The 24,465-nt window shown below is 35.9% G+C and carries 22 protein-coding genes; 21 read left to right on the top strand and 1 reads right to left on the bottom strand.

Going from position 1 to position 24,465, the window contains the following annotated elements:
* Window positions 1-14 precede the first annotated feature (14 nt).
* From CIL05_RS17420 to CIL05_RS17350, 15 genes are all read left to right on the top strand, one after another.
* Window positions 15-968 (top strand): nucleoside hydrolase, encoded by a 954-nt coding sequence (locus tag CIL05_RS17420; RefSeq protein ID WP_095656822.1) that lies wholly within the window; start codon window positions 15-17, stop codon window positions 966-968.
* Between the two features lie 21 nt (window positions 969-989).
* The gene (locus CIL05_RS17415; protein WP_095656821.1) at window positions 990-1,919 is read left to right on the top strand and encodes a nucleoside hydrolase; all 930 of its coding nucleotides are present in this window, start codon (window positions 990-992) and stop codon (window positions 1,917-1,919) included.
* 29 nt (window positions 1,920-1,948) lie between these two features.
* Entirely contained in the window at window positions 1,949-2,638 is a 690-nt protein-coding gene (locus tag CIL05_RS17410) for an SDR family oxidoreductase (protein ID WP_095656820.1), read from the top strand.
* Between the two features lie 835 nt (window positions 2,639-3,473).
* The gene (locus tag CIL05_RS17405) at window positions 3,474-4,256 is read left to right on the top strand and encodes an SDR family NAD(P)-dependent oxidoreductase (RefSeq protein ID WP_095656819.1); all 783 of its coding nucleotides are present in this window, start codon (window positions 3,474-3,476) and stop codon (window positions 4,254-4,256) included.
* Between the two features lie 211 nt (window positions 4,257-4,467).
* Entirely contained in the window at window positions 4,468-5,139 is a 672-nt protein-coding gene (locus CIL05_RS17400; RefSeq protein ID WP_095656818.1) for a GntR family transcriptional regulator, read from the top strand.
* Between the two features lie 120 nt (window positions 5,140-5,259).
* Window positions 5,260-6,417 carry an aminotransferase class I/II-fold pyridoxal phosphate-dependent enzyme gene (locus tag CIL05_RS17395; RefSeq protein WP_095656817.1) on the top strand — a complete coding sequence of 386 codons (1,158 nt, stop codon included), beginning with the start codon at window positions 5,260-5,262 and terminating at the stop codon, window positions 6,415-6,417.
* A gap of 36 nt (window positions 6,418-6,453) precedes the next feature.
* Window positions 6,454-8,076, top strand: coding sequence for a M20/M25/M40 family metallo-hydrolase (locus CIL05_RS17390; RefSeq protein WP_095656816.1), 1,623 nt, complete (start codon window positions 6,454-6,456; stop codon window positions 8,074-8,076).
* Window positions 8,077-8,202: 126 nt separating this feature from the next.
* Window positions 8,203-8,979, top strand: a complete 777-nt coding sequence (locus CIL05_RS17385) for an HpcH/HpaI aldolase family protein (protein ID WP_095656815.1) — start codon at window positions 8,203-8,205, stop codon at window positions 8,977-8,979.
* 112 nt (window positions 8,980-9,091) lie between these two features.
* Window positions 9,092-10,132 carry a tripartite tricarboxylate transporter substrate binding protein gene (locus CIL05_RS17380; protein WP_095656814.1) on the top strand — a complete coding sequence of 347 codons (1,041 nt, stop codon included), beginning with the start codon at window positions 9,092-9,094 and terminating at the stop codon, window positions 10,130-10,132.
* A 125-nt stretch (window positions 10,133-10,257) separates the two neighbouring features.
* On the top strand, window positions 10,258-10,707 hold the full coding sequence (locus tag CIL05_RS17375; RefSeq protein WP_095656813.1) for a tripartite tricarboxylate transporter TctB family protein: 450 nt from the start codon (window positions 10,258-10,260) through the stop codon (window positions 10,705-10,707).
* A 12-nt stretch (window positions 10,708-10,719) separates the two neighbouring features.
* Window positions 10,720-12,222 carry a tripartite tricarboxylate transporter permease gene (locus tag CIL05_RS17370; protein WP_095656812.1) on the top strand — a complete coding sequence of 501 codons (1,503 nt, stop codon included), beginning with the start codon at window positions 10,720-10,722 and terminating at the stop codon, window positions 12,220-12,222.
* Window positions 12,223-12,239: 17 nt separating this feature from the next.
* Entirely contained in the window at window positions 12,240-12,971 is a 732-nt protein-coding gene (locus CIL05_RS17365) for a creatininase family protein (RefSeq protein WP_095656811.1), read from the top strand.
* An 18-nt stretch (window positions 12,972-12,989) separates the two neighbouring features.
* Window positions 12,990-13,649, top strand: coding sequence for an RraA family protein (locus CIL05_RS17360; protein ID WP_095656810.1), 660 nt, complete (start codon window positions 12,990-12,992; stop codon window positions 13,647-13,649).
* A 74-nt stretch (window positions 13,650-13,723) separates the two neighbouring features.
* Window positions 13,724-14,896, top strand: coding sequence for a pyridoxal-phosphate-dependent aminotransferase family protein (locus CIL05_RS17355; protein ID WP_095656809.1), 1,173 nt, complete (start codon window positions 13,724-13,726; stop codon window positions 14,894-14,896).
* A 224-nt stretch (window positions 14,897-15,120) separates the two neighbouring features.
* Window positions 15,121-16,527, top strand: coding sequence for a hypothetical protein (locus CIL05_RS17350; protein ID WP_095656808.1), 1,407 nt, complete (start codon window positions 15,121-15,123; stop codon window positions 16,525-16,527).
* 96 nt (window positions 16,528-16,623) lie between these two features.
* Here the strand turns inward: CIL05_RS17350 and CIL05_RS17345 are convergent, their stop codons facing one another.
* Window positions 16,624-18,039, bottom strand: a complete 1,416-nt coding sequence (locus CIL05_RS17345; protein ID WP_095656807.1) for a sigma-54 interaction domain-containing protein — start codon at window positions 18,037-18,039, stop codon at window positions 16,624-16,626.
* 214 nt (window positions 18,040-18,253) lie between these two features.
* Between CIL05_RS17345 and pruA the strand changes: the two genes are divergently transcribed.
* From pruA to CIL05_RS17315, 6 genes are all read left to right on the top strand, one after another.
* Entirely contained in the window at window positions 18,254-19,801 is a 1,548-nt protein-coding gene (gene pruA, locus CIL05_RS17340) for an L-glutamate gamma-semialdehyde dehydrogenase (protein ID WP_095656806.1), read from the top strand.
* A 93-nt stretch (window positions 19,802-19,894) separates the two neighbouring features.
* Window positions 19,895-21,097, top strand: coding sequence for an ornithine--oxo-acid transaminase (locus CIL05_RS17335; RefSeq protein ID WP_095656805.1), 1,203 nt, complete (start codon window positions 19,895-19,897; stop codon window positions 21,095-21,097).
* 822 nt (window positions 21,098-21,919) lie between these two features.
* Window positions 21,920-22,261, top strand: a complete 342-nt coding sequence (locus tag CIL05_RS17330) for a hypothetical protein (RefSeq protein ID WP_095656804.1) — start codon at window positions 21,920-21,922, stop codon at window positions 22,259-22,261.
* A 171-nt stretch (window positions 22,262-22,432) separates the two neighbouring features.
* Window positions 22,433-23,491, top strand: a complete 1,059-nt coding sequence (locus CIL05_RS17325; protein WP_165769162.1) for an SIS domain-containing protein — start codon at window positions 22,433-22,435, stop codon at window positions 23,489-23,491.
* Window positions 23,492-23,515: 24 nt separating this feature from the next.
* Window positions 23,516-23,944: a PTS sugar transporter subunit IIA gene (locus tag CIL05_RS17320; protein ID WP_095656802.1), complete on the top strand. Its 429-nt coding sequence runs from the start codon at window positions 23,516-23,518 to the stop codon at window positions 23,942-23,944.
* A 23-nt stretch (window positions 23,945-23,967) separates the two neighbouring features.
* Complete coding sequence (locus CIL05_RS17315) at window positions 23,968-24,453, top strand: PTS sugar transporter subunit IIB (protein ID WP_095656801.1); 486 nt, start codon at window positions 23,968-23,970, stop codon at window positions 24,451-24,453.
* Window positions 24,454-24,465: the final 12 nt, after the last annotated feature.

Here is a 24,465-nt window from a genome sequence, read left to right as displayed (position 1 = left end):
AAGGTGGGGAAGAAATGCCAAACAATAAAAAAAGAATAATTTTAGATGTAGATACAGGTATTGATGACGCATTAGCTATTATTTATGCTGTTAAATCAGAACACGTCATTGTTGAAGGAATTACAACAGGTTTTGGTAACGTAGATGCAAAACAGGCAACGGAAAATACATTAAAGATACTAGATTTAATTCATCCGAAATATGAAATACCAGTGGCAATTGGATCTGATAAGCCATTATTTCGCCCGCGTAGAGAGCCTTCAGTAGACATACACGGGCATGATGGTCTAGGAGGATATTCATTACCTGAAACGGGACGTGCTGCAATCGAGCATCATGCTGCTGATTTTATTATTAAAGAGGTAAATGATAATCCCCATAATCTTACACTTATATTTACAGGCAGATTAACTAATTTGGCAATTGCACTAGCTAAGGATCCGACTATAGCATTTAAAGTGAAAGAACTTGTATTAATGGGCGGAGCACTTCACGTTCCAGGTAATATCACAGAAGTAGCAGAAGCTAATATACATGGCGACCCAGAAGCAGCACATCTCGTTTTTGAATCAGGAATACCGATAAAGATGGTTGGTTTGGATGTGACATCTAATACAAAGTTTGGTGAGGAGCACTTTGACAAACTAATGGAACTATTATCTGAGGACCAACAAGGATTAAAAGACTTTTTTAAACATATATTCCAATTTAGCTTTGATGCAAGTGATAATCTAAATGAAGGTAGATACAGATTAATGCACGATCCATTAGCAGTTGGAGTAGCAATATATTCCAATTATGTTAAGACAGAAGACTTTTACATTTACATTGAAACTAGAGGTGCATTATCCTCTGGTGCAACATTGGCAGACTTAAGAAACCCACAAACGGAAACAAACGCATCTGTTTGTATGGAAGTTAATAATCAATTGTTTTTACAGCATTATATCGATACCGTCACAAAATAAGAGCTGATAGGAGTGTCCACTGTGAAAAAAATTATAATTGATGTAGATACAGGTATTGACGATGCATTAGCAATTACATTTGCAAATCAATCAAAGGAATTAGAAATTCTAGGAATCACCACTTGCTTCGGTAATGTTTCTGTTGAAATGGCAACTGAAAATACATTAGCGATGCTCGCTGCGATTGGAACGGAAATACCAGTGATTCCAGGTGCGAGTCAGCCATTATTTCATCCAATGATAAAGGAATACTCTACTCATTTTCATGGCGATAATGGTTTGGCTAATAAGAAATTACCAGAAAGCACTCAAGAACCATTAAATTTGCATGCAACTCAATTTATGATAGAGCAAGTTAAGAAGTATCCTGGAGAAATAACTTTAGTATGTTTGGGATCACTAACTAATCTAGCATTTCTAACGATGCAAGAACCTGAAATAGTGACTAAGTTTAAGAAGATTGTTATCATGGGCGGGGCAGTAAATGTTCCTGGAAATAACCAAATGCACGCAGAAGCAAATATTTATGCAGACCCTGAAGCGGCATCCATAGTATTTAAATCCGATGCGAATATTACATTAGTTGGTTTAGATGTAACAACGAAAGTTAAATTAACTTTGGATGAAGTGAACCGATGGAAAGAACTGAATACACCTCTGGCGAATATTTTACGTGATATTACGACATTCTATATTGAAAGTTATAACCGTTCTCATGGTGCCTTTAACTATTGCTATTTACATGATCCGTTGGCGATAGCTGTTACGATAGACCCTGAGTTAGTTGACACAAAGCCAATGTACATCCAGGTTGATTTAGAGGGCCACTATTCATATGGTAGAACAGTAGCAGATTTGCGCATTAGGTCAAATAAGAAGCCGAATGTGAATGTATGTACGGCTGTCAATGTGAGTAAATTTACTGAGCTGTTCCTTAAACGTATTGTATAACATTCTGAATGATTGGAGGATAGGAAAATATGAATAAAGAGCATGCTGTAATTACTGGTGCAGGCAGCGGGTTGGGTAGTTCACTAGCTCAAAAACTATCTGAGCAAGGATTTAGTATTTCTTTGCTAGGTAGAACCAAACCTAAACTTGAACAAATAGCCAAAAATCTATCAAGTGCATATAGTATTTATGAAGTTGATATATCGTCTTACGCTCAAGTGCAAGAAACATTTAAAACTATCTATAAAGATCACGGACAAGTGGATATTTTAATAAATAATGCTGGATTAGGGGTTTTCAAACTTGCAGAGGATATAGATAATAAAGCAATCGATGATATGATCGACATCAATTTAAAAGGAACGATTTATTGTACCCAGGCCGTATTGCCGAGAATGAAAGAGAAAAATGAGGGGACGATCGTAAATGTTATTTCGACAGCAGGTTTGGAAGGAAAAGTAAATGAGTCTGTCTATTGCGCAAGCAAGTTTGGCGTTAAAGGATTTACCGAAAGTCTGTTAGTTGAATTGGAGGATTCCGCGATAAAAGTATTAGCTGCCTATATGGGAGGGATGAAAACGCCATTTTGGGATGGGATACATAAAGAAGAAGACATCCAACATCTCATGGAACCAGATGATGTTGCTGATATTATTCTCGCCAATATAAAACCACGGAGAAATCTGAATGTGAAAGAAGTGACTATTAAAAATAAATAGCTCATGCTTAAGCAGAAGTCGTTCATCATGAACGACTTTTTGCATTAGTAGTATGGGTGCCTAGTAGTGACGTCCCGAAATTTGTCGAATAGTGGTTGGTAGAGTGAATGGTATTATAGGAAAAACTGAAATAGCAATTGATTATTCTGCGGGTGATTGATTGTTGCTCGTTGCTCTTCTTTCCCTTTAACAATCACCTAATGCTCGGCTACGGTGATGCCCCTGGTTCTTGGGGTCAGACACCCACCACGATGATCATTTTATTAATAAGGTGAAATTTAAGTTGAAATTGATATAGGTGAAACTGCCTCGGTAATTGGGAATGAATTTTTAGATCAGGCTCTTTATGTATTTCATCTTTTAGAAAAGAGAATATCAAGATAATAACGGATACGTTTTTTACAAAGTATATGAATGGTGATTGTAGAAATTGTATTTAAAAGGTTAATACACGGGCGGGATGATGTAATATTGCCGCTGTAGCCCTTGATATATAGGTTTTTTTGGTAAGATGAGAGTGGAAAGTTAACATAAAAATATTAATGGAGGCTTCTCAGGGTTGAGCAAACTTTTGAGAAGTCTTTTTTTCAATTCCTTTGTAACGTGGATATATATTTCTGGTGGTTTTATCTTCTGTAGGACCTAATTTATAATTTCTTCTGGATAAGCTTTGTTTCAGCAAGTAAGTAAGTACTGTGAAACTTTGAAGGATAGAAATCTTTCTTTGCAAAAGGGAATTCATGAAACGGTTTTAAGCCCATAATTCATAAGGAATAAGAATTGAACTAGGGCACCTAATAAGTTAAGATTATGCTATCTTAAAAGGAGTGATAAAGTGGAACTCTGTTTAAAAAATAAGATTGCAATTGTTACAGGTGGAAGTGCAGGTATTGGACTTGAAAGTGCCCTATTACTAGTAGAAGAGGGGGCTAAGGTTGCAATTTGTGGAAGAGACATAACTAAACTAGAAAATGCAGCCAAGAGTATTAAAGAAAAAACTGGAAGTGATGTTTACTTTGCTTCTAAAGATGTGACTAAGAGCGAAGATTGTGAGAGCTTCGTTAGTGAAACAGTAAATCATTTTGGAGGAATAGATATTTTAATTAACAATGCTGGCCAGTCTGCAGTATATTCTTTTGAAGACGTTAGTGAGGAAATGTGGAAAAGCGATTTGGATTTAAAATTGTTTGCCGCTATAAATTGTTCGAAGGCAGCTATCCCATATATGATAGATAGAGAGGGCGGAGCGATTATTAATGTTACGGCGTCAATTGCGAAAACTGCCCCAGCCTCATCATTACCAACATCTGTTAGCAGAGTAGCAGGTATGACATTAACAAATGCAATGAGTAAGGACTTAGGGAAATATAACATACGTGTAAATACTGTTTGTATAGGTCAAATTAGAAGTGAACAAATCAAAAGAAAATGGAAAAGAACGCATAGTGATTTAACATGGGAAGAGTTTTCAGAATTACCGGATCACAAAATTCCACTGGGAAGAATAGGTGATACTCGGGAAGCTGCAAATGTTATTGGATTCCTAGTTTCAGATGCCGCTTCATATGTTACAGGGACTTCCGTTAATGTCGATGGGGGTAGAGGAGAGGCACTATAACTCTATAAAAGTATGAAAAAACTGAATATATTAATCTAACTAATATAAAAAATAGCATATTTTACGTGTGCTATTTTTTTATTCTTCAAAAAATAACTTCTTTGGTGAGTATTTTTTATTTTATAATTCTTTTGAAAATTCCCTTTACAAATTAATTAACATGATTTATAATCTCTGTATACAGTATACAGAAGAAATGTGGGGATTGTTTTTGAAAAAGATAATACAAAATGAATCGTTGGCTGCACAAGCATATAACTTACTAAAGAAATCAATTATCTCTGGTGAATTTTCGTCTAATGAAGAACTACCAGAGGAGAAATTAGCTAAATATTTAGGTATTAGTCGTACTCCCATTAGGGAAGCACTTATGCAATTGTCGATGGAAGGTCTATTGGTATTACAAAAAGGACGTCCAGCAAGAGTAGCAACATTTTCAGTAGAAGAATCACTTCATTTTATAGAATTAAGACGGGTTCTTGAAATTTACAATATTGAAAAGGTCACTTTAAAGGTAGAAGAGAAATTGATTTCGGAATTAAAGGAAAACATTAATCAACAATTGAAAGCGATTTCAAAAAATGATTATCAAAACTTTATTGAATTTGATCGCGAATTCCATTTAATTCTTGCGTCGGAAAATGAAAATAAGAAAATTGGGGAAATGATTCATCAAATGAACAACGGAGTTAATCGAGCCTTCCTCATTTTATCGAATACATTGATTTCAAGTGCGCAAGAAGCATATGAGGAACATCTAAGACTGATAAAAGCACTTGAAAACAAAGATGTGACTCTTGCTAGGGAAAGTATGATTGAACACATGGATAACGTAGAAAAACGATTTATAAAAAATTTCTCTAAGGTAGAAAATTCCAGGTAGTTGGAAGTAATTTTCTTAAGTTTAATTATAGGTAATCTTATATCACATCGTGTCGATTTAATAAAATATTGTTGTTAGTGATTTGAAATATATTACAAGTGCGAGCAAGAAGGTGAAAGAATGTCATTAGTAATTAATAATAAGGCAAAGGAGTTGGAGATCCCTGGAATCCGCCAGTTTTCAAACCAGCTAATTCGTTATCCAAATGCTATCAATTTAACTATTGGACAACCAGATTTTCCTACTCCTGATGCAGTAAAGTCCGCAGCAATTGCTGCAATTGAAAATAATCAAACAGGATATTCACATAATGCAGGGTTGTTGGAGTTAAGAGAAGCGACATCATCATTTTTTAAAGATACTTACGGATTTTGGTATGACCCAGAAACAGAAGTCTTAATCACAAATGGTGCAAGCGAAGGGATAGATTCAATTTTTAGAGCAATTCTCAATATAGGAGATGAGGTTATTTTACCGGCTCCTATCTATTCCGCTTATGGATCACTTATTGAAATGTGTGGGGCAAAAGTAGTGTACTTAGATACAACGGATACTGACTTCTTGCCTTCACCGGAACGTTTGAAAGCATTGGTGACAGCACAAACGAAAGCCATACTATTTAACTTTCCATCTAACCCAACAGGCGTAACGATTCCACCGGAGTTGATGGATGAGATTGTTTTAATATTAGAACAACATGATGTTTTTATTCTTTCAGATGAAATTTATAGTGAAAATACATTCGAGGGTAACCACTATTCATTTGCATCATACCCTCAATTACGCAATCGTTTATTTCTAATCCATGGTTTGTCGAAGTCACACTCAATGACAGGATGGAGGATTGGCTTTGCTTTAGGGCCAGCAAAGTATATGCAGCATGTCGTGAAAGTTCATTTGTATAACGCAATCTGTGCATCATTGCCGAGTCAATACGCAGGTATAGAAGCATTAACAACTTGTCGTCAAGTACCTGCAGTAATGAACGTTGAATATATAAAACGTCTCAATTTCATCTACGCTAGGCTTATCAGTATGGGCTTAAACGTTGTTCGGCCTAACGGAGCTTTTTACATTTTTCCCTCTATTAAAAAATTTGAAATGACATCTTTTGAATTTGCAACAAGACTTTTACATGAAGGTGGGGTAGCAGTCGTTCCGGGAAGTACTTTCACTAAATACGGTGAAGGATACATTCGAATCTCTTATGCTTATGCCATGTCTGAGCTGAAAGAAGGGATACGTCGACTAGAACAATTTATTGCAAGGTTAGGTTAATTCTATATTACAGACTAAGGGAGGTCGTATATTCTCATGAGTGATTTATTATGGGACAAACCAGAATCATTACGTACATTGCTATGTGAACTCGTGAGTTGGCAAAGTAGGAGCCGAACAGAAGGTGAGATAAATTTTGCAAATAATTTAAAAGCGAAGTTAACGGAATTACAATACTTCAAGAAGAACTCCAATTATGTAAATCTCTATGAAGCCGGTCAAGGTCGAAAAGTCGTCACCGCTCTATATAAAAGTCGTGAATCCGTTGAAACAATTGTCTTAATTAGTCACTTCGACACGGTTGGTACAGAAGAATTTGGAAATCTTGAATCACTTGCATATCAGCCAGAAGAACTTACAAAAGCTTTATTAGATCACAAAATCGAGTTACCCTTAGATGCACGTGTCGACCTTGAATCAGGTGATTACTTATTTGGCCGGGGCACAATGGATATGAAAATGGGACTTGCTTTACACATGTCTTTGATTGAGAAAGCAAGTATTGAGAAATGGCCTATTAATCTACTTTTAGTTACCGTGCCAGATGAAGAAGTAGATTCAGCTGGCATGCGTGCTGCAATTCCAAAACTCGCCCAAATGCAAGTAGAACATGGATTAGATTATAAATTATTTTTAAATAGTGAACCGTCATTTTCGCAGAAACCTGGGGATACGAAATATTATATTTATTCTGGGTCCATTGGTAAAATCATGCCAGCAGTTTTATTTTATGGAAAAGAAACACATGTTGGGGAGCCAATGAGTGGATTAACAGCTAATTTTATGGCATCCTTTTTAACGCAACAAATGGAATGGAATCCGTTTTTTCGTGAGTTTGATCTCGGTGAAAGCACGCCACTTCCAGTTTCACTTCAGCAAAAAGATCTTAAAATAAATTACACAACTCAGACACCATACCGTGTTGAAGCTCTCTACAATGTTTTTCTTATGAAACGCAATGCTACTGAAATTATGAACATTTTTCATCAAGTTGCTACTGAATCTGCAAACGCTTGCAATAGTGCGTATATGAAAATATGTGAGCGTGAGGGCATTGAACCGATAGGTAAAGTAAATGTCTTGCACTATGAAGAGTTGGAATATTATGCAAAGGGTAGGTTAGGTCCGGAAGTCGTTGCAAGTTTAAAAGATGAGGTTATCGCTAATCCATCTTGGGATGATCGGGAAAAATCGATACGAATTGCCGATATTTTAATGACCAATTGCCAGGAACTTGGTCCGACAATGATTCTGTTATTTGCACCACCATATTATCCTGCTGTTAATGCATCTGATAATCCAGCAGTTATTGAAGCAGTAGATTTAGTCAAGAAGATTGGTAGCGAAAAATTTGATCTAGATGTTCATCAAATTCATTATTTTAATGGTATCTCCGATCTCAGCTATGTTTCTTACATGGATGATAAACAAGAGTGGGATTCATACGAACGCAATACACCTGTATGGGGTGAAACATATAGTATTCCTTTTGCAGATATGCAAAAGTTGAATGCACCAGTTTTAAATATTGGTCCTTTTGGTAAAGACGCACATAAGCGAACGGAAAGACTTCATATGGAAAGCGCCTTCCACCAAGTTCCAGTGATGCTCGAATCACTAGTCCGTAGTATGTTTTCTTTAAAGGAAATAGTAGAGTGATTTTTAATGTTAAGGTATTTCAGAATAACAGATTATATCTATTCTCTAATTTACTAAAGTAGTTTTGAAATAATTAACAGAAATATCAATTAATTAAAAATTGAACAAAATGGAGGATTAAAAAAAATGGGACAGATGCAGAGGAAAAACATACAACAAATGATTGCTAACAATGAATTGGCATTGGGCATGGTTGTGACCATTCCAAACCCTATGGTAGCTGAAATGGCGGGAACATTTGGTTGTGACTTTATACGGATAGATGCTGAACATGGCCTTTTTAACTTAGAGACAATAGGGGGTTTTGTAAGAGCAGGTGATGTTACAGGTGTATCTGTAATTGTAAGAGTACCTGATATAGGTTGGATTTCGCCATTACTCGATTGTGGGGTAACCGGTATTATGGTTCCTCATGTGGGGAACGCTGCCCAAGCAAAAAAAATTGTTGAATGTGTCAAATACTATCCTGAAGGTCGAAGGGGGATTACTGGTTCGGGTCGTGCGCAACGATATGGAGCCATTCCAATATCTGATTATATAACAGAAGCGAATAATGAAACATTGCTCATTGCTCAGATTGAAGATGAAGAAGGAATTTCTAATATGGATGAAATTATTACTACAGATGGAATTGACTTATTTACAACAGGTGCAGGAGATATTTCTCAGTCATTGGGCATACCTGGACAGACGACACACTCAAAAGTAATTGAAATCGAGAACCAAATCTTGGATAAAGTATCAAAAGCAGGCAAAGGGACTTTTCTTGCTGTTAGAGATTTTCAGGAAGCAAAACTGTTTTATGAAAATGGTGCTAGGGCATTAACCATTGGCTCAGATGTATCGATTTTGACTAATGGGATCAAGAAATTAGTCACTGAAAGTCGAAAATTAGAAAAGTAGAAGTAGTTATAAAGAATAAAAAAAGGAGGTGATCAGATAAGGTAGCAAGCTGGAACGTAAGGAACAATTACAGGTTTGTAAACTATTTTAAAAAAATGGAGGTTTTAAACTTATGAAAAAATTTATTTTTATTATAATGACCCTCATATTGTCTATCGTCTTACTTAGTGCATGTGGAAGTTCTAGTACATCAAATGAAGCAAATGGTGAAGCAGAAAACGAAGAAAATGAAACAAATGAAGAAAACGAAGCTGAAGAAACTGACTTTCCAAATGGACCAATCACTCTGATTGTACCCTATGATGCAGGTGGTGGAACAGATTTAGGTTTCCGTGCTCTTGCCCCAGCTATGGAGGAGGAATTAGGTGTTCCTGTAGTTGTTCAGAATAAAGCAGGTGGAAATGGTTGGGTTGGTTGGGAAGAATTGATGAAATCCGAACCTGATGGTTATACGATTTCTGCCATAAATGGCTATGTAGAAGGCTACATGAACCCTTCAGCCAAAAGAGAAGAAACGCTTGAAGATATAACAGTAATTGCTAACCATGTTTATGATCCGGGAATTATTGCATCAACACCAGGTGAAGACAGATTTACAACGATTGAAGAGTTGATGGAATATGCAAAAGAAAACGAGGTAAAGGCCGCCTTTAGTAGTGTTGGAAGTGATGAGCATTTCTCTATTCTTACATTAAATAAAAGATTTGGTACAAAGTTTGTACCTGTTCAATTCGGTGGTGGGGCTAAAGCAATCACTGCTTTACTTGGCGAACATGTCGATGTAGTGTTTGCAAATGTGGGAGAAGTTGTCGGACCTTCTGAATCAGGCCAATTAGACATTTTAACTGTTTTTTCAGAAGAGAGGATTTCCCAGTTTCTACCTGATGTTCCGACATTGGAAGAAGCAATCGGGGAAGAATATGTAAATGGATCTTCAAGAGGGTTAGGTGGACCTGCAGGGATGGATCCAGAAATAGTAGAAATCCTTAATTCTGCTATTGAAAAGGCATCAAATAACTCTGAACATCTTGATCAAATGACCGATATGGGGTTAAACATTAATTACCTCAATGCGGCAGACTTTACAGAGATGTTAGAGAATCAAGAAGTTACTGTTAATGAATATATAGATGTGTTGGGTTGGGGTGAGTAGACTACGCTTCAATAGAATGTGCTTGGCATCTGTAAGTGTGTAGAGGTCATTCAGGTTCAATCTCGTGTGTAGTTTACACTTCAATAGAATACTATCCGCACAAAAATACAAAAGGGTGTGTTCTGATGAAAAACGTTGGAGTTTATATTGGTATTTTCATGCTTATCTTTTCAGGATCGATTTTCTGGCAGTCCCTGTCTTTAGAATATTATAGAGCGAGTGCCCCGGGTCCGGGGTTTCTTTCTTTATGGTTAAGTGGAATATTATTTATCCTTTCATTAATCCACATTATAATATCTGTTAAAAAGGACATCATCTTGTTTTCAGATATTCTACCTAAAGGCAAGGGATTGGGAAATGTTGTTGCGTTATTGTTATCGTTGATTCTGTTTCTAATTATTATTCCATATATCGGATTTACAATCGCCAGTATTGTTATGTTGTTTATTTTGTTTAAGCGTGGATACAAGTGGTATTGGAGTTTAGGATTATCTACTTTTGTTACGCTTGTGGTATTTGTAGTTTTTAACACACTTTTGCAGGTTCCGCTACCTGTAAATAACTTTGGATTTTAAAGGGGTGAAAAGATGGAGAATGTGATTTATTTATTACAGGGATTTGAAACGGCACTTTCAGGGTGGAATCTTCTTTATTGTTTCATTGGTGTAGTCTTCGGCATGCTTGTCGGAGTATTACCTGGGATTGGACCAACAGCAGGTACAGCACTATTGCTTCCACTGACATTTGCAATGGAACCTGTATCTGCGATCATCATGTTAGCTGGTATTTATTATGGTGCCATGTATGGTGGAACAATCACTTCTGTACTTATTAATACACCTGGTGAAGCGGCCTCGGTTATTACCTGCTTGGATGGTTATCCTTTAGCCCAACAAGGTCGTGCGGGAGCGGCCCTTGGGGTTGCTGGAATTGGATCGTTTATTGGGGGGTTGATTACAATTTTAGCACTTGCTTTTCTCGGGCCCCCACTTGCGAAAATAGCTCTCAACTTTGGACCACCAGAATTTTTTGCATTAATTCTATTGGGGATGACGTTGTTGAGCAGTCTGATGGGAAAATCATTGATTAGGGGAATTATGGCTGCGGTTTTCGGATTGATTCTTGCTCTTGTCGGCCCAGATCCATTGACAGGGACGATTCGCTTTGCTTTTGGTCAAACGAATTTGGCAGGTGGTATTGATATTGTCGCATTATGTCTTGGATTATTTGGTATGTCTGAATTATTCATTAGTGCTGAAACCAACATAAATGGTCAAAAGCCTATGAAGGTGAAAGGGGTGCTACCAAAACGAGAAGAATGGAAGCCTACATTTAAAGCGATTGGCAGGGGAACTGGAATAGGCGGTGTACTTGGATTCATTCCAGGTTCTGGTACTGTTATACCGACTCTCTTATCTTATTCTTTAGAAAAGAAGTTAGCAAAGGATCCATCACGTTTTGGAAAAGGTGCCTTAGAAGGGGTTGCAGGTCCTGAGGCAGCCAACAATGCGTATTGTGGAAGTGCACTTATTCCGTTATTTACGCTGGGTATACCAGGGTCAGCTGTTATGGCTATATTATTCGGTGCTTTTGTCATGCATGGGCTTACACCAGGGCCATTGTTATTTCAAAATGAACCTAATGTTGTTTGGGGTGTTATCGCTAGTATGTTCATTGGAAACTTTCTGTTAGTTTTAATGAACGTACCTTTAGCCGGAGTATGGGCAAAAATTACCACGGTTCCATTTAAACTACTATTCCCCATCATCATGATTGTAGCCGTAGTGGGAGTTTATAGTGTGAACAATAGTTTGTTTGATGTTGGTACGATGATGGTATTTGGCTTCATCGGGTATTTTTTCAAAAAAGCTGAATTCCCGTTGGCTCCTATTATCTTGACGTTTGTCCTTGGCTCCTTTTTGGAGACATCGTTAGGTCAGTCTTTAACTATTTTCGATGGTAACTTTTTTGCCTTCTTTACGCGACCGATTTCCGGTACTGTATTAGTTTTTTGTATTTTAGTCATAGGTCTTAGTGCATACGCTGGATTAAAGAATAAAAAGTCTGTTATGGAAGATTCTGAGATGTGATTTGGAGGTATTTAAAAATGAGTAATAGATTAAAACATTTAAGTTGGTCTCAGCTTAAGGAAATGAAGGAGACAACTAATTTAGTTATTATCCCCACAGGGTCAATTGAGGCAAATGGGCTCCACCTTCCACTCGGCTTAGATACGATAGTAGCCGAGAGATTAGCGGGATTAGTGGCTAGCAAAGTAAAAGCAGTGGTTGGTCCTACCTTAGAGGTGGGAGATTCATCAAGTCTGGATGATTTTCCAGGTACTCTGGTAATCCGTCCGGAACACTTTAAGCTGTATTTGGAGGATATTTGTCGCAGTTTAATCAAATGGGGATTTAAAGACATCTTGTTTATTAATGGTCACGGAAAGAACGTACCAATTATTACACAGCTTGCAGATACCTTGCAAGAATTTGATGAGGTTCGTTCAGCGCAAGTTGAAGTTTGGAAGTTTATTAAATTTCAAGGAGAAAATAATACGGAAAGTGCGGAAATAGGCCATTACCATGGGGGCGAAGCTGGAACATCCGTAATGCTTTATTTAGAACCAGATTTAGTAGATGTATCCCAGTGGGTTAACGAACCTCAAAGAGATGCCGATTTATTTCCCGAAATAATAAAATATAAAAAACTCTCTACTTTAACAAAATCAAGTACGATTGGTAACGCAACTCTAGGTACAGCCGAAAAAGGAAAATTTTTAGTTGAAATGGCAGTTGGACGAATTGAGGATTTTCTGAAAAATGAATGGAATGCTTAAGGAGGAGAACTTTTTAATATGAACGCACAAAAAACTCAAGATATTATCAGTCTCTTAAAGAATGTTTCAACAGAGAATCTATCAGATGCAATGGAAATATTTGGCTATCGACGCGGTGTGATAACAAAACCCAAAGGAGTAAACAAAACGCTTTCTAGAATGGCAGGTCGTGCGTGCACTTTAAAGTACATACCTAAACATGGAACGCGTTCTTTGGAAGAAAATTTGAGCCGTCATATCGAAGTAATTGATAAAATCGTAGAACCTGGTGAGGTTTTAATTATTGATGCAAATGGGCGTGAAGACGTAGCAGTTTTAGGTGGAATGAATGCAATACGTGCGGAGCAAAGGGGTGTTGCAGGAGTTGTTGTTTGGGGCGGAGTTCGCGATGTATCCGATATCAAGGAACTACAATTGCCTGTTTTCGCATCTTCATTTTATCCTGTAAAAAGTATGTGGAACTTTGAAACAGAGGCAATCAATGTTCCCGTCGAAATAGCTGGTGTCCATATTCGTCCCGGAGATTACATTGTCGGTGATGAAACAGCTATAATCGTTATTCCTGAAGAACAGATTCATACAGTATTGCAAAAGGCTTTAGAAATTAAAAAGAAAGAGGACGAGTATACAGCTAAACTTTTAAGTGGTGTTTCATATGAAGAAATATTTAATAAATAGATAGCCCAGTCATTCAGTAGAAACCCACTATAAATACACTGAAATATCAAAAAAATATAAAGGGGAAAAGCATTATGTATCCAAATATTCTTAGACATCCTGGACCAACTCCAATACCTAAAAAGGTAGAACTGGCAATGACAGAAAATATGATAAGCCACCGCACAGAGGAATTTGTCAGGCTATATAAAGACGCCACAGAACGTATAAAATCTGTTTTCGGAACGAAACAAGATATTTTACTTCTACCTTCAGGTGGGACGGCAGCTTTAGAAGCAGCTGTGGTAAATACTGTTTCACCAGGAGAAGAAATTGTCGTCATCACAGTAGGTGCTTTCGGGGATTATTTTGTTTCGATATGTGAAAAATATGGCTTACATGTCCATAAACTTGAAAAAAATTGGGGAGAAGCCTGTACCAAAGAAGAACTGGTTGAATTTTTGAAACCTTTATCTAATATTAAGGCCGTCTTTGCTACTTACAATGAGACTTCAACAGGAATATTAAATCCTGTAAAGCAATTAGCTGAAGCAGTACACGAGCATTCAAACGCTCTCTTTATCATCGATGGAGTAAGTGGTATTGGGGGAGCTCCTGCTGAAATGGACGAATGGGGTATTGATATTTTAGTAACAGGTTCACAAAAAGCAATGATGCTACCTCCAGGTCTTGCTCTTATAGCAGTAAATGAAAAAGCTTGGAAGGTTATAGAGGATAATAGTTCTACTTCGTATTATTTAAATCTATTAAGTTATCGTGAGTGGGCAGCAAAATCAATGACTCCGAATACACCAGCGATTTCACTTATCATGGGTCTATCTGCTGTGAGTGATTTAATTGAAGAGGAAGGTGGATTTTCGAAAACGATTGAGCGACATGAAGTCATGAAAAATATGGTTCGGGAATCCATGAAGGCTCTGTCAATTGAATTATTAACAAGTGATGAATATGCATCACCAACAATTACAGCAATCCGTACGCCGGAGGGATTGAACCTTGCAGCCTATTTAGGACACTTAAAGAAGAAGTATCACCTTGATTTTGCTGGAGGTCTTGGCCCACTTCAAGGAAAAATCTTTAGATTTGGGCATATGGGATATTGCTTCCCTAGCGACGTCCTTCAAGCGGTTTCTCTTATGGAGGCAGGATTACAAGATTTTTCTTATGAATTTGAACCTGGAGCTGGAGTAAAGGCAGCACAAGATGTTTTCTTATCTTCATTAAAAAAAGTAGCTTATGTAAAATAGCAGCAAGATGGGGAGGGGTTGTAAATTAGAAAAAAGGAGAATAGACTAAGCGATTCCTAATACCCTTTTAATAATTGGTTGCCCTTACCCCTGTACCCACATTTTGATGTGGGTATTCTTTTGAATGTGTGCTTGAACTGTACATTTACTTTCAAGATATTAAATACTAATTGAAATTACAAAGTAGCTTAAGTGGTTTTCAAAGATAAGAGAAAGGATCAATTATGAATTTTTACTTTCCCTTCATATTTTATTATGGTGTTCTTCTATTTCTACTTTTAAATTTTATTGAGCATATTGTAGGTTTTAATCTTCCAAATTTACAATCGTTAATAAGTTTGGTTATATTTTGTTATGCACTTATTACCTTAAGAATAAGAGCAAAACTATTCCCGATTTTATTAATTGTTTTAGCAGGTTTGATATCCTTGTTCACAAATCAAGCCAATATTTGGGAAGTATATTGGATGGGTATGTTGGAATTAGCAGATATAATTGTACTTATTCTCATTGTTCCATTAATTAGTTGGATAATTTTGCACGAAAAATATATTGATTCAATTTTCTCTAAAGCTAGTTTTATCCTAAAAACTCGCGTTAGCTACTTTTCAGGAGTAATGTTGTTTACTCAAGTTCTTTCTCACTTTTTATTAATTGGGTCTATCCCACTTATTTACCAGTTTGTAAAGGAGAATATAAAAGAAACCCATATTGGAATAGAGAAATTAAAAAATTTAAGTATTTTAAGGGGGTTTTCTTTAGGTACATTATGGGTAGTAACTATTCCAAGTTTCTCGTATTCTGTACAGACTTCTAATGCTTCAATACTTACAGTAATAATACAAGGGTTTATCTTTTCATCTATTTCAATTTTAGTATCAATTTATTTCTTTGTTCATAAATACCAATCTGCATGGGTTAACGCAGCAAGTATGATTGATAATAAAATCTCAAGCATTGAACATCAAATAGATAAAGGGTATATGAACAAATGCGTTAAGGAGTTTCTTTTACTATTTATCTTTTTCTTTGGTGTCACTGTTTTAATCCATCTGTTATTAGATTGGGACTTATTAGTCGTTATCCCTCAAGTTACAATAATTTGCGTCCTTGCTTATTTTCTTTTTAAAAAATCACTGATTTTATTAATGAGTCATAGTAAACATTATTTCTTGAATGATATTATGAGAAAAAATGAGGAGTTAAGTATTTATTTTTCTGTAAGTATTTTCATTTATGCCGTTCAAGTATCAGATATAGGTATTTATATCGCTGATGTTCTTAATCTATTAACCTCATCACCTCTGATAAACCTTTATATGTTGCTTCCATTCTTAATGGTTTTATTAGGATTTGTTGGTTTAGGTCCATTGACATCAATGGTTTTGGTAGGGGGGTTAATAAATAGCCTGTCGATAGACTTCATCCCTGAACTGCTTGTTCTTTCACTAACAGTAGGCAGTGCTATCAGCATAATGATGTCGCCTATTGGTGTCTCTGTAATTATGTTAAGCACTGTTAGTAACATTGGAAAGTTGGAATTAAGCTTAAAAAGCAACTACACCTACTGTTTATTTATCTATCTATTTTCTCAAGTTTATATACAAGTTATTTTAACAATTTCAAACTAACTTAAAAAATAGAGTATGTATTTATAAATATAATAATAACTGTAAAGGAAGAACAAGAAAAAACAGGTAAAATTCTGCCCTTTTTACTCGGAACTTCTATAACCCAAACTTCTTCAGCCGGTATTGCAAGCTTTGTCGACTAATGCCAAGTTTTGTTGCAGTTCGGGAAATATTGTGGTTATGTACTTCCAAAACTCGCTGAATATAAGCTTTTTCTAGCTCGTACATTTTTGTTTGTAATGGTTGTACCTCTTCCTTGTTGTTATCAAAATTTATTATATTTCTATCGATAGTTTGAGCGTGTTTCTTATGAAATGGATATCGCTTCAGAAAACTAATAGGTAAGTTTGCTATATCAATGACGTTTTCATCCATAATCATGTTCATCGTTCCTTCAATCGTATGCTCCAATTCCCTTACATTACCTGGCCAGTGGTGCTGATAAAGCACAGCTTTGGCAGCTTCACTAATATGCTCTACGTTCATTTCAAATAATGCATTATACTTATCGATAAAATGGTTGATTAATAGCCAAATATCATCTTTCCGTTCGTTTAATGATGGAATCAACAGGGTAACAACACTAAGCCGGTAATATAAGTCACGGCGTAGACGACGCTCATTGATAGCATCAATTGGATCTTCATTCATCGTTGCAATGATGCGGACATCTATCTTCTTTTCTTGCATATCTCCTACACGTCGAATCGTCTTTTCCTGAACTGCTCTCAACAATTTCGCCTGCAGAGCCAAGTCTAATGAATTAATTTCATCTAAAAGTAGTGTTCCACCATTTGCCTGTTCAAATAAACCAGGTCGATCAACAGCTCCAGTAAATGCACCTTTTTTTGTACCAAACAATAACCCCTCCATCAAACTATCCGGAATTGCGGCACAGTTTTGCGAGATAAAGGGACCGCTTGATCGATGACTGCCATTATGAATACTTTGAGCAAACAATTCCTTTCCAGTTCCTGTATCACCTACAATTAATACGGATGATGCTGTTCTTGTTGCTCGTTTGGCCTCCTCTATAACAGCCTGCATAGGTTCACTATCCCCAATAATTTGATCAAACGTAAAATTACTGTTCTTTTTTTGAAGAACGTTTTCTTTAATCATACGTTCTAGTTGGGTCACATCTTTCGCTATTTCAACAACTGCTACAATTTCACCTTTATTTTTAATTGGAAAGGAATCATTAATTGTTGTAATTTCCTTTCCTTTATTATTAAAATAAGTTTGCTTTTTACGTCTTTTCACTTGTCCTGTATGTAATGTTTCAATAAGTGTACTATTTTGTTTTCCATGAAAAGAAAAAACATCTAATAAGTTTTTATGAAGTACATCATCCCGATCCATCGATTCGATTTCTGCCATTTTTCTATTGTAAACTATAGTTTTGCTGTTCTTATTAATGACATGAATTCCGGTATCAACTTCATCAAGAAGGGTTTTGTATAATTTATTCATGCCCACGATGGTTTCGATATCGTATAATTTATCATTCATCACTCGGCACACTCCTTTTCCCTTTTTTATTTATTGTAATAAATAATCAATAAAGGTGCAAAATTTATTGGCGCAATATATTTTAAAACTGCAAACTAATTTTGCGGTTTTATTTCTGTTTTTATAAGTAAACCTCGCTATGATGCATTTTTAAAAGTTGGCATAATTTTTGCAACAATAAAAGTGAATAGATTAATAGCATAGGAGGAGTTACATGTTAACACCGTACAATCATGAACCATTTACTGATTTTACTGTAGAAGAAAATCGTAAGGAGGTAGTTACTGGTCTAGAAAAGATCCAACCAAAGTTGGGGAAAAACTATGACCTTCTAATTGGTGGAGAAAGAGTTTCAACAGATGAAAAAATTATTTCCTATAATCCAGGAAACAAAGAGGAAGTAATTGGAATTGTATCGAAGGCAAATCAGAAGATTGCTGAAAATGCTATCCAAGAAGCTGATCAAGCATTTCAAACTTGGAGATATACAAATGCAGTTGACCGAGCAAACATATTATTACGTGCAGCTGCAATCATACGTCGTCGAAAAAATGAATTCACTGCATTTCTTATTAAAGAAGCTGGAAAGCCATGGAGGGAAGCAGATGCGGATATTGCAGAAGGTATCGACTTTATGGAGTATTATGCACGTCAAATGATTGAATTGGATAAAGGAAAAGAAATAAATAGTAGGCCTGGGGAATATAATCGTTATCTTTACATACCCACAGGCATTGCAGTAACAATCCCACCATGGAATTTTGCCTTTGCCATTATGGTTGGAACAACGGTAGCACCACTAGTGACAGGAAATACGGTTATCCTTAAGCCTGCAAGTGCCACCCCAGTCGTTGCAGCTAAATTTGTAGAAGTTTTACAAAAAGCAGGTGTGCCAAATGGAGTAATTAATTTTTTGCCTGGTAGCGGTGCTGAAGTTGGTGATTATCTTGTTGACCATCCGAAAACAGCATTAATTACATTCACAGGGTCACGTGAAGTTGGAACCCGTCTGTATGAACGTGCGGCAGTTTTACAAAAGGAACAAAATCACCTAAAACGTGTGATTGTAGAGATGGGAGGAAAAGATACAGTTGTTGTAGACAGTGAAGCAAATATTGATATTGCTGTTGAAGCAATTGTAACCTCTGCATTCGGATTCTCTGGGCAAAAATGTTCTGCTGGATCTCGAGTGGTAGTCCATGAAAATGTTTATGATGAGGTGCTTGAAAAGGTTGTGAAACGCACAAATGAATTAACAGTGGGTGAAACGACTTCCAATGACATCTATATGGGTCCTGTAATTGACGAAAGTGCTTATAATAAAATTATGAAATACACTGAGATTGGAAAAGAAGAAGGTAGACTTGTTGCAGGTGGAGTAGGAGATGACTCTAAGGGGTATTTCATTCAACCAACCATTTTTGCAGAAGTTGATGTAAAAGCACGTATTATGCAGGAGGAAATTTTTGGTCCAGTCGTTGCATTTGCAAAAGCAAAAGACTTCGAACATGCACTTGAAATTGCTAACAACTCCGAGTACGGATTAACAGGCGCAGTTATCACGGAAAATCGTCATCATATTAACAAAGCATCCCAAGAATTCCATGTAGGTAATTTATATTTCAATCGTAACTGTACAGGAGCAATTGTTGGATATCAACCATTTGGAGGTTTTAAAATGTCTGGAACCGATTCAAAAGCAGGAGGTCCAGATTACTTAGCACTTCACATGATGGCGAAAACTATATCAGAAACTTATTAGAATAGATAGCATTATTTTAACGAAAGAATTTACAAAATAGAGTAGGATGTTACAAAACATTCTACTCGAACTATACCTTAGGGAGGAATTCGTATGACAGTAAAAACAGTATCTGAGGAAATTGTTGAATTAACCGAGCATTATGGTGCACATAACTATCATCCACTACCGATTGTTGTTTCAGAAGCGAAAGGTGTTTGGGTAAAAGATCCAGAAGGTAATAAGTATATGGACATGTTAAGTGCCTATTCTGCAGTAAACCAAGGACATCGCCATCCGAAAATCATTGCTGCACTTAAAGCACAAGCAGACAAGGTAACCCTGACTTCACGTGCATTCCATAATGAATTATTAGGTCCATGGACAAAAAGGGTTGCTGTGTTAACTGGAAAAGATAAAGTGTTACCAATGAATACTGGTGTAGAAGCAGTTGAAACTTCTATTAAAGCAGCTCGTCGTTGGGCATATGAAGTAAAAGGTGTAGAAGATAATAAGGCAGAAATCATAGCTTTCAAAGGAAATTTTCATGGACGCACATTAAATGCAATATCTTTATCCAATGATTCAAATGCAACAAAGGATTATGGACCATTTGTACCGAATATTAAAAAGGTGGAATATGGAAATGCCGATGCAATCCGCACTGCAATCACACCAAATACAGCTGCAGTCATAGTAGAACCAATTCAAGGGGAAGCAGGCATCATCATTCCACCAGAAGGTTATTTAAAGGCAATTCGTGAAATGTGTAACGAAAATAATGTATTATTCATTGCAGATGAAGTGCAAACTGGCTTTGCACGTACAGGAAAGATGTTTGCATGTGAGTGGGAAAGTGTAGTTCCAGATATTTATGTTATGGGTAAAGCTTTAGGTGGTGGTGTATTTCCAGTTTCCGCTATTGCAGCAAATAAAGAAATCATGGACGTCTTCACACCTGGATCGCATGGTTCTACTTTTGGTGGAAATCCTTTAGCATGTGCAGTCTCATTAGCTGCACTTGATGTAATTGAAGAGGAAAATTTGGTTGAAAAATCTCTTGAGCTCGGTAAATACTTTGAAAATGCTCTACGTAAAATTGATAACCCAGAATTGAAAGCTATCCGAGTACGTGGCTTGTTCATCGGTGTTGAGTATAATAAACCTGTACGAAATCTTTGTGAAGCATTAAAAGAAGAAGGTGTGTTGTGTAAAGAAACACATGAAAACACAATCCGATTTGCACCTCCATTAGTTATTAGCAAAGAAGAACTTGACTGGGCAATAGAAAAAATTTATAAAGTTCTTTCAAAATAAATTGGTGTTCAGTATGTACCGTTCTTTGATTTAAATAAAAAATATGCGCTAACTAGATCACAGAGCTTATTAAGTATTCTTGGAGACACTAAAAAAGCGATGAAGGAAGTAGAAAAAGCTATGCTCTAATACAATAATCAAGGCAATGTATGTTCATAAACTTTGACAGAGCTAAACGAAATATAGTTTAAGTTCAAACTATAACCGATAAGCGAATTTGCCATAGGGTATTCTGTCTTCTATTGTATATTTAAGAAAAGGGTAATCCTAATAATTCTAACAAAATGCTAACATTTGGCTAACGCAATCTCATGAAAAAAGGTGAAATCCCGTTAATGATATTACACCTTAGATTTCCTGAAATATTGATATTTCGCAGTATTTGCGTATATTGTTAAAGATATTACACACTCTCATCTCACGAGCGGTATGATGTAATAAGAAGCCCGAATCCCTTTAATATCAGGGTTTGAATCCTTAAGTTACTCTTGAGGTTGACATTTTCTGGAGGTCTTTCAACACTTTATTTGATGGGACCTCCTTTTTCTATTTTAAGTGAATTAGGGGAAGCAGCCTGTTTACTAGAAGAAAGAGATAGTTTTTTAATACGCTTAGTATAAGCACATTTATAGGTGCCGTCACTTCACGCTTGTGGGAACAGGCACGGTGGTCTAAATATTTTAGAAGGTTAGTTTGATGAGTCTTCTATTATCTTGGTACAACTTTTTTGAAATATGATTACTGCCACTGAAATGTACCAGTAAATGACAGGCTAATTACACTTTGCCTTCTGATTCGTACATTGAATTAAAGAGAAAATGGATGGTATCTATCCAAGCATTAGCATACCTGTCACAATTTTTACAATTGATTTCATATCAACAATACAGATACTTCAATATTATGCTTAACAGATTAGGGTACAAAGAAATTGACCCCCTTGATCGGGAATTACCAGTGCCACGGCCGGGAAAAATAAGGAGTATACTTCAATTATTGTTTGAAAAGAAATATTTATCCCTAGATGAGTTATTAAATTCATTAGAAGTTGAAATAGGCTTTTTGACGAATTTAACCGGTATAGAGGTAGTCTTTTTTAAGCAATATCAATTTCAAGGTGCTCAGGAGTTTGATGCAAGGGGACGGTTCTTGTGTTGCAAATAGTGCAACACAAGAACCGTCCCCTTGTTTATAAACCTCCCGTCAACAAGCAATTTAATATGACAATATTCCCCAATGCATTTTTTTGCACTATAAATCGTGCAAAATAGAATATGGATATTATGACTTGTCTGACTTATTATGAAACTAATAAAACATTTAGGAAGTGATTTGATGAGTTTGATGGATACAATAGAGCGTATTCCTGTCCAACTAAAGAAGATTGCCGATACCAAAGAAAATCTCAAGAATAATTTGGGAAATATTTTGGAAGCGCATACTGAGTTGAAAAGAATTGTTATTGTTGCATCTGGTACATCTTACAATGCAGCTTTTACGACAAAAAATTTCGCGGAAAATGTAAACGGTTCCCTAGTGGAGGTTATTTACCCGAATATGTTTGTTCAATATTATAATCATGATTTGTTGAGTGAAGAGAATTTATATATTTTTATTTCACAAGGTGGTAAAACAAAACTAGTATATGAAGCTTTAAAACTAGTCAATTCAAAGGGGTTTAGAACCATTTCACTTACCGAAACCTTGGATGCACCTATTGCTGAAGAAGCTGATATTTCACTAGAAATTGGTTCTGAAAATGAAGCGTATATATACAGAACACTTGGATATTCTGCAACTTGTGCAACATTATATTGGCTATACATTTCCATATCAAAGATTTACAGTAAAGTATCTGATAACGAGATTCAAGAATATGTAGAGGATTATAATTTGATGGTTGATAACTTATTTACTGTTAAACAAAACACACTTAAATGGTATAAAGAAAATAAATTCCAATTAATGCGAAAGTCTAACTTTATATTTTCAGGAACGAATGATTTATGGCCGGTAGCTCAAGAAGCAGATATTAAGTTTATGGAGATGCTGCCTATCTTTACAAATAGTTTCGAATTAGAAGAGCTCATCCATGGCCCTCAAAATGCTTTTGATGCTAATATAGGATATTTTATATTAAATAGGACCAACGAGGATTCTGTAAAAGCGGGAAATATTTCTGACTTTATTAACGAGGAAATATCGACCTGTTATTTGATTGGGGATAATTCAAAATCTGATTTTAATATTGATTCGAAAAGTAAGCATTTCAGCAGTTTGGAATACATTACTTTTTTCCAAGTGCTGGCGTATTTATTAGCAACTGATAAAGGCCGAGACTTAACTAAAGGGGTATATCCCCAAGTGGCAAATTATATTAACAAGTCAATATAACACAAACTAAGGTAGGTTATGTAAATGAAAAAAATATTAGTGGCAACACATGCTAGGTTTGCAGAGGGAATCGTTTCATCTATTGATTTGATATTAGGTAAACAAGAAAATTTACATTTTATCAATGCATATGTCGATGAAACACCTTTTAATGAAAAATTAGAAGGCTTTTTGAATGAAAATGTAATGGATGAAGATAAACTTATTATCTTCACTGATATATTCGGTGGAAGTGTTAACCAGACAACTCTCAGATATCTAACTAAGGAAAATGTTTTCGTTATATCAGGAGTAAATCTTCCAGTACTTTTAGAGGTAATCATGCTTGGAGAAGATAACGTAACCGAAGCTAAACTTAAAGAAATTGTTAACAGTTCTAAAGACCAAATTATCTTTGCAAACGATGAAATGAAAAAGCTTAATATCACCCAAGATGACGATTTTGATTTGTAATATATGAATGGAGGAATTTAAAAATGATTATAAAAATGAGAATTGACGATCGCTTACTACATGGGCAAGTGGCATACAGTTGGAAATCAGCTTTATCATATGAAGCCATAGTAATAGCTGACGATAATGCAGCAAATGATGAAGTAAGAAAAATGGCGCTTAAGATGAGTAACCCAGATGGAGTAAGACTTGCAATTCGATCAGTAGAAGATGCTGCGAAATTAGTTAAAAATCCAAAGCTTCAAGCAATGAAAGTCTTCGTTATATTTTCTAATCCGAAGGCAGCTTATGACTTTATCGAAAAGATTGATGAAAAACCTGTACTAAACATTGGTGGAATGCAAAAGCAAGATGACAAAGTATTATTGTCTCCAGCTGTTTATGTATCTAAAGAAGATATATCATATTTGGACAAAATTCAGGAGAAAAATATTGAAATTGAAGTGCGTCAAGTTCCAAATGAAAAATCAAAAAACTATACAAGTTTAAAAAACAAACTATCATTTTAAACCTTAAGAGAA

The organism is Virgibacillus profundi (genome assembly GCF_002287375.1).
Classification (GTDB): Bacteria; Bacillota; Bacilli; order Bacillales; family Amphibacillaceae; genus Virgibacillus_K; species Virgibacillus_K profundi.
This window is presented reverse-complemented; position numbering and strand designations above follow the sequence as displayed.

Coding starts and splice junctions, on each gene's coding strand:
- CIL05_RS17420 (WP_095656822.1), top strand. CDS start 15: ATGCCAAACAATAAAAAAAGAATAATTTTAGATGTAGATACAGGTATT.
- CIL05_RS17410 (WP_095656820.1), top strand. CDS start 1,949: ATGAATAAAGAGCATGCTGTAATTACTGGTGCAGGCAGCGGGTTGGGT.
- CIL05_RS17395 (WP_095656817.1), top strand. CDS start 5,260: ATGTCATTAGTAATTAATAATAAGGCAAAGGAGTTGGAGATCCCTGGA.
- CIL05_RS17390 (WP_095656816.1), top strand. CDS start 6,454: ATGAGTGATTTATTATGGGACAAACCAGAATCATTACGTACATTGCTA.
- CIL05_RS17385 (WP_095656815.1), top strand. CDS start 8,203: ATGGGACAGATGCAGAGGAAAAACATACAACAAATGATTGCTAACAAT.
- CIL05_RS17380 (WP_095656814.1), top strand. CDS start 9,092: ATGAAAAAATTTATTTTTATTATAATGACCCTCATATTGTCTATCGTC.
- CIL05_RS17375 (WP_095656813.1), top strand. CDS start 10,258: ATGAAAAACGTTGGAGTTTATATTGGTATTTTCATGCTTATCTTTTCA.
- CIL05_RS17370 (WP_095656812.1), top strand. CDS start 10,720: ATGGAGAATGTGATTTATTTATTACAGGGATTTGAAACGGCACTTTCA.
- CIL05_RS17365 (WP_095656811.1), top strand. CDS start 12,240: ATGAGTAATAGATTAAAACATTTAAGTTGGTCTCAGCTTAAGGAAATG.
- CIL05_RS17360 (WP_095656810.1), top strand. CDS start 12,990: ATGAACGCACAAAAAACTCAAGATATTATCAGTCTCTTAAAGAATGTT.
- CIL05_RS17355 (WP_095656809.1), top strand. CDS start 13,724: ATGTATCCAAATATTCTTAGACATCCTGGACCAACTCCAATACCTAAA.
- CIL05_RS17350 (WP_095656808.1), top strand. CDS start 15,121: ATGAATTTTTACTTTCCCTTCATATTTTATTATGGTGTTCTTCTATTT.
- CIL05_RS17345 (WP_095656807.1), bottom strand. CDS start 18,039: ATGAATGATAAATTATACGATATCGAAACCATCGTGGGCATGAATAAA.
- pruA (WP_095656806.1), top strand. CDS start 18,254: ATGTTAACACCGTACAATCATGAACCATTTACTGATTTTACTGTAGAA.
- CIL05_RS17335 (WP_095656805.1), top strand. CDS start 19,895: ATGACAGTAAAAACAGTATCTGAGGAAATTGTTGAATTAACCGAGCAT.
- CIL05_RS17330 (WP_095656804.1), top strand. CDS start 21,920: ATGGTATCTATCCAAGCATTAGCATACCTGTCACAATTTTTACAATTG.
- CIL05_RS17325 (WP_165769162.1), top strand. CDS start 22,433: ATGAGTTTGATGGATACAATAGAGCGTATTCCTGTCCAACTAAAGAAG.
- CIL05_RS17320 (WP_095656802.1), top strand. CDS start 23,516: ATGAAAAAAATATTAGTGGCAACACATGCTAGGTTTGCAGAGGGAATC.
- CIL05_RS17315 (WP_095656801.1), top strand. CDS start 23,968: ATGATTATAAAAATGAGAATTGACGATCGCTTACTACATGGGCAAGTG.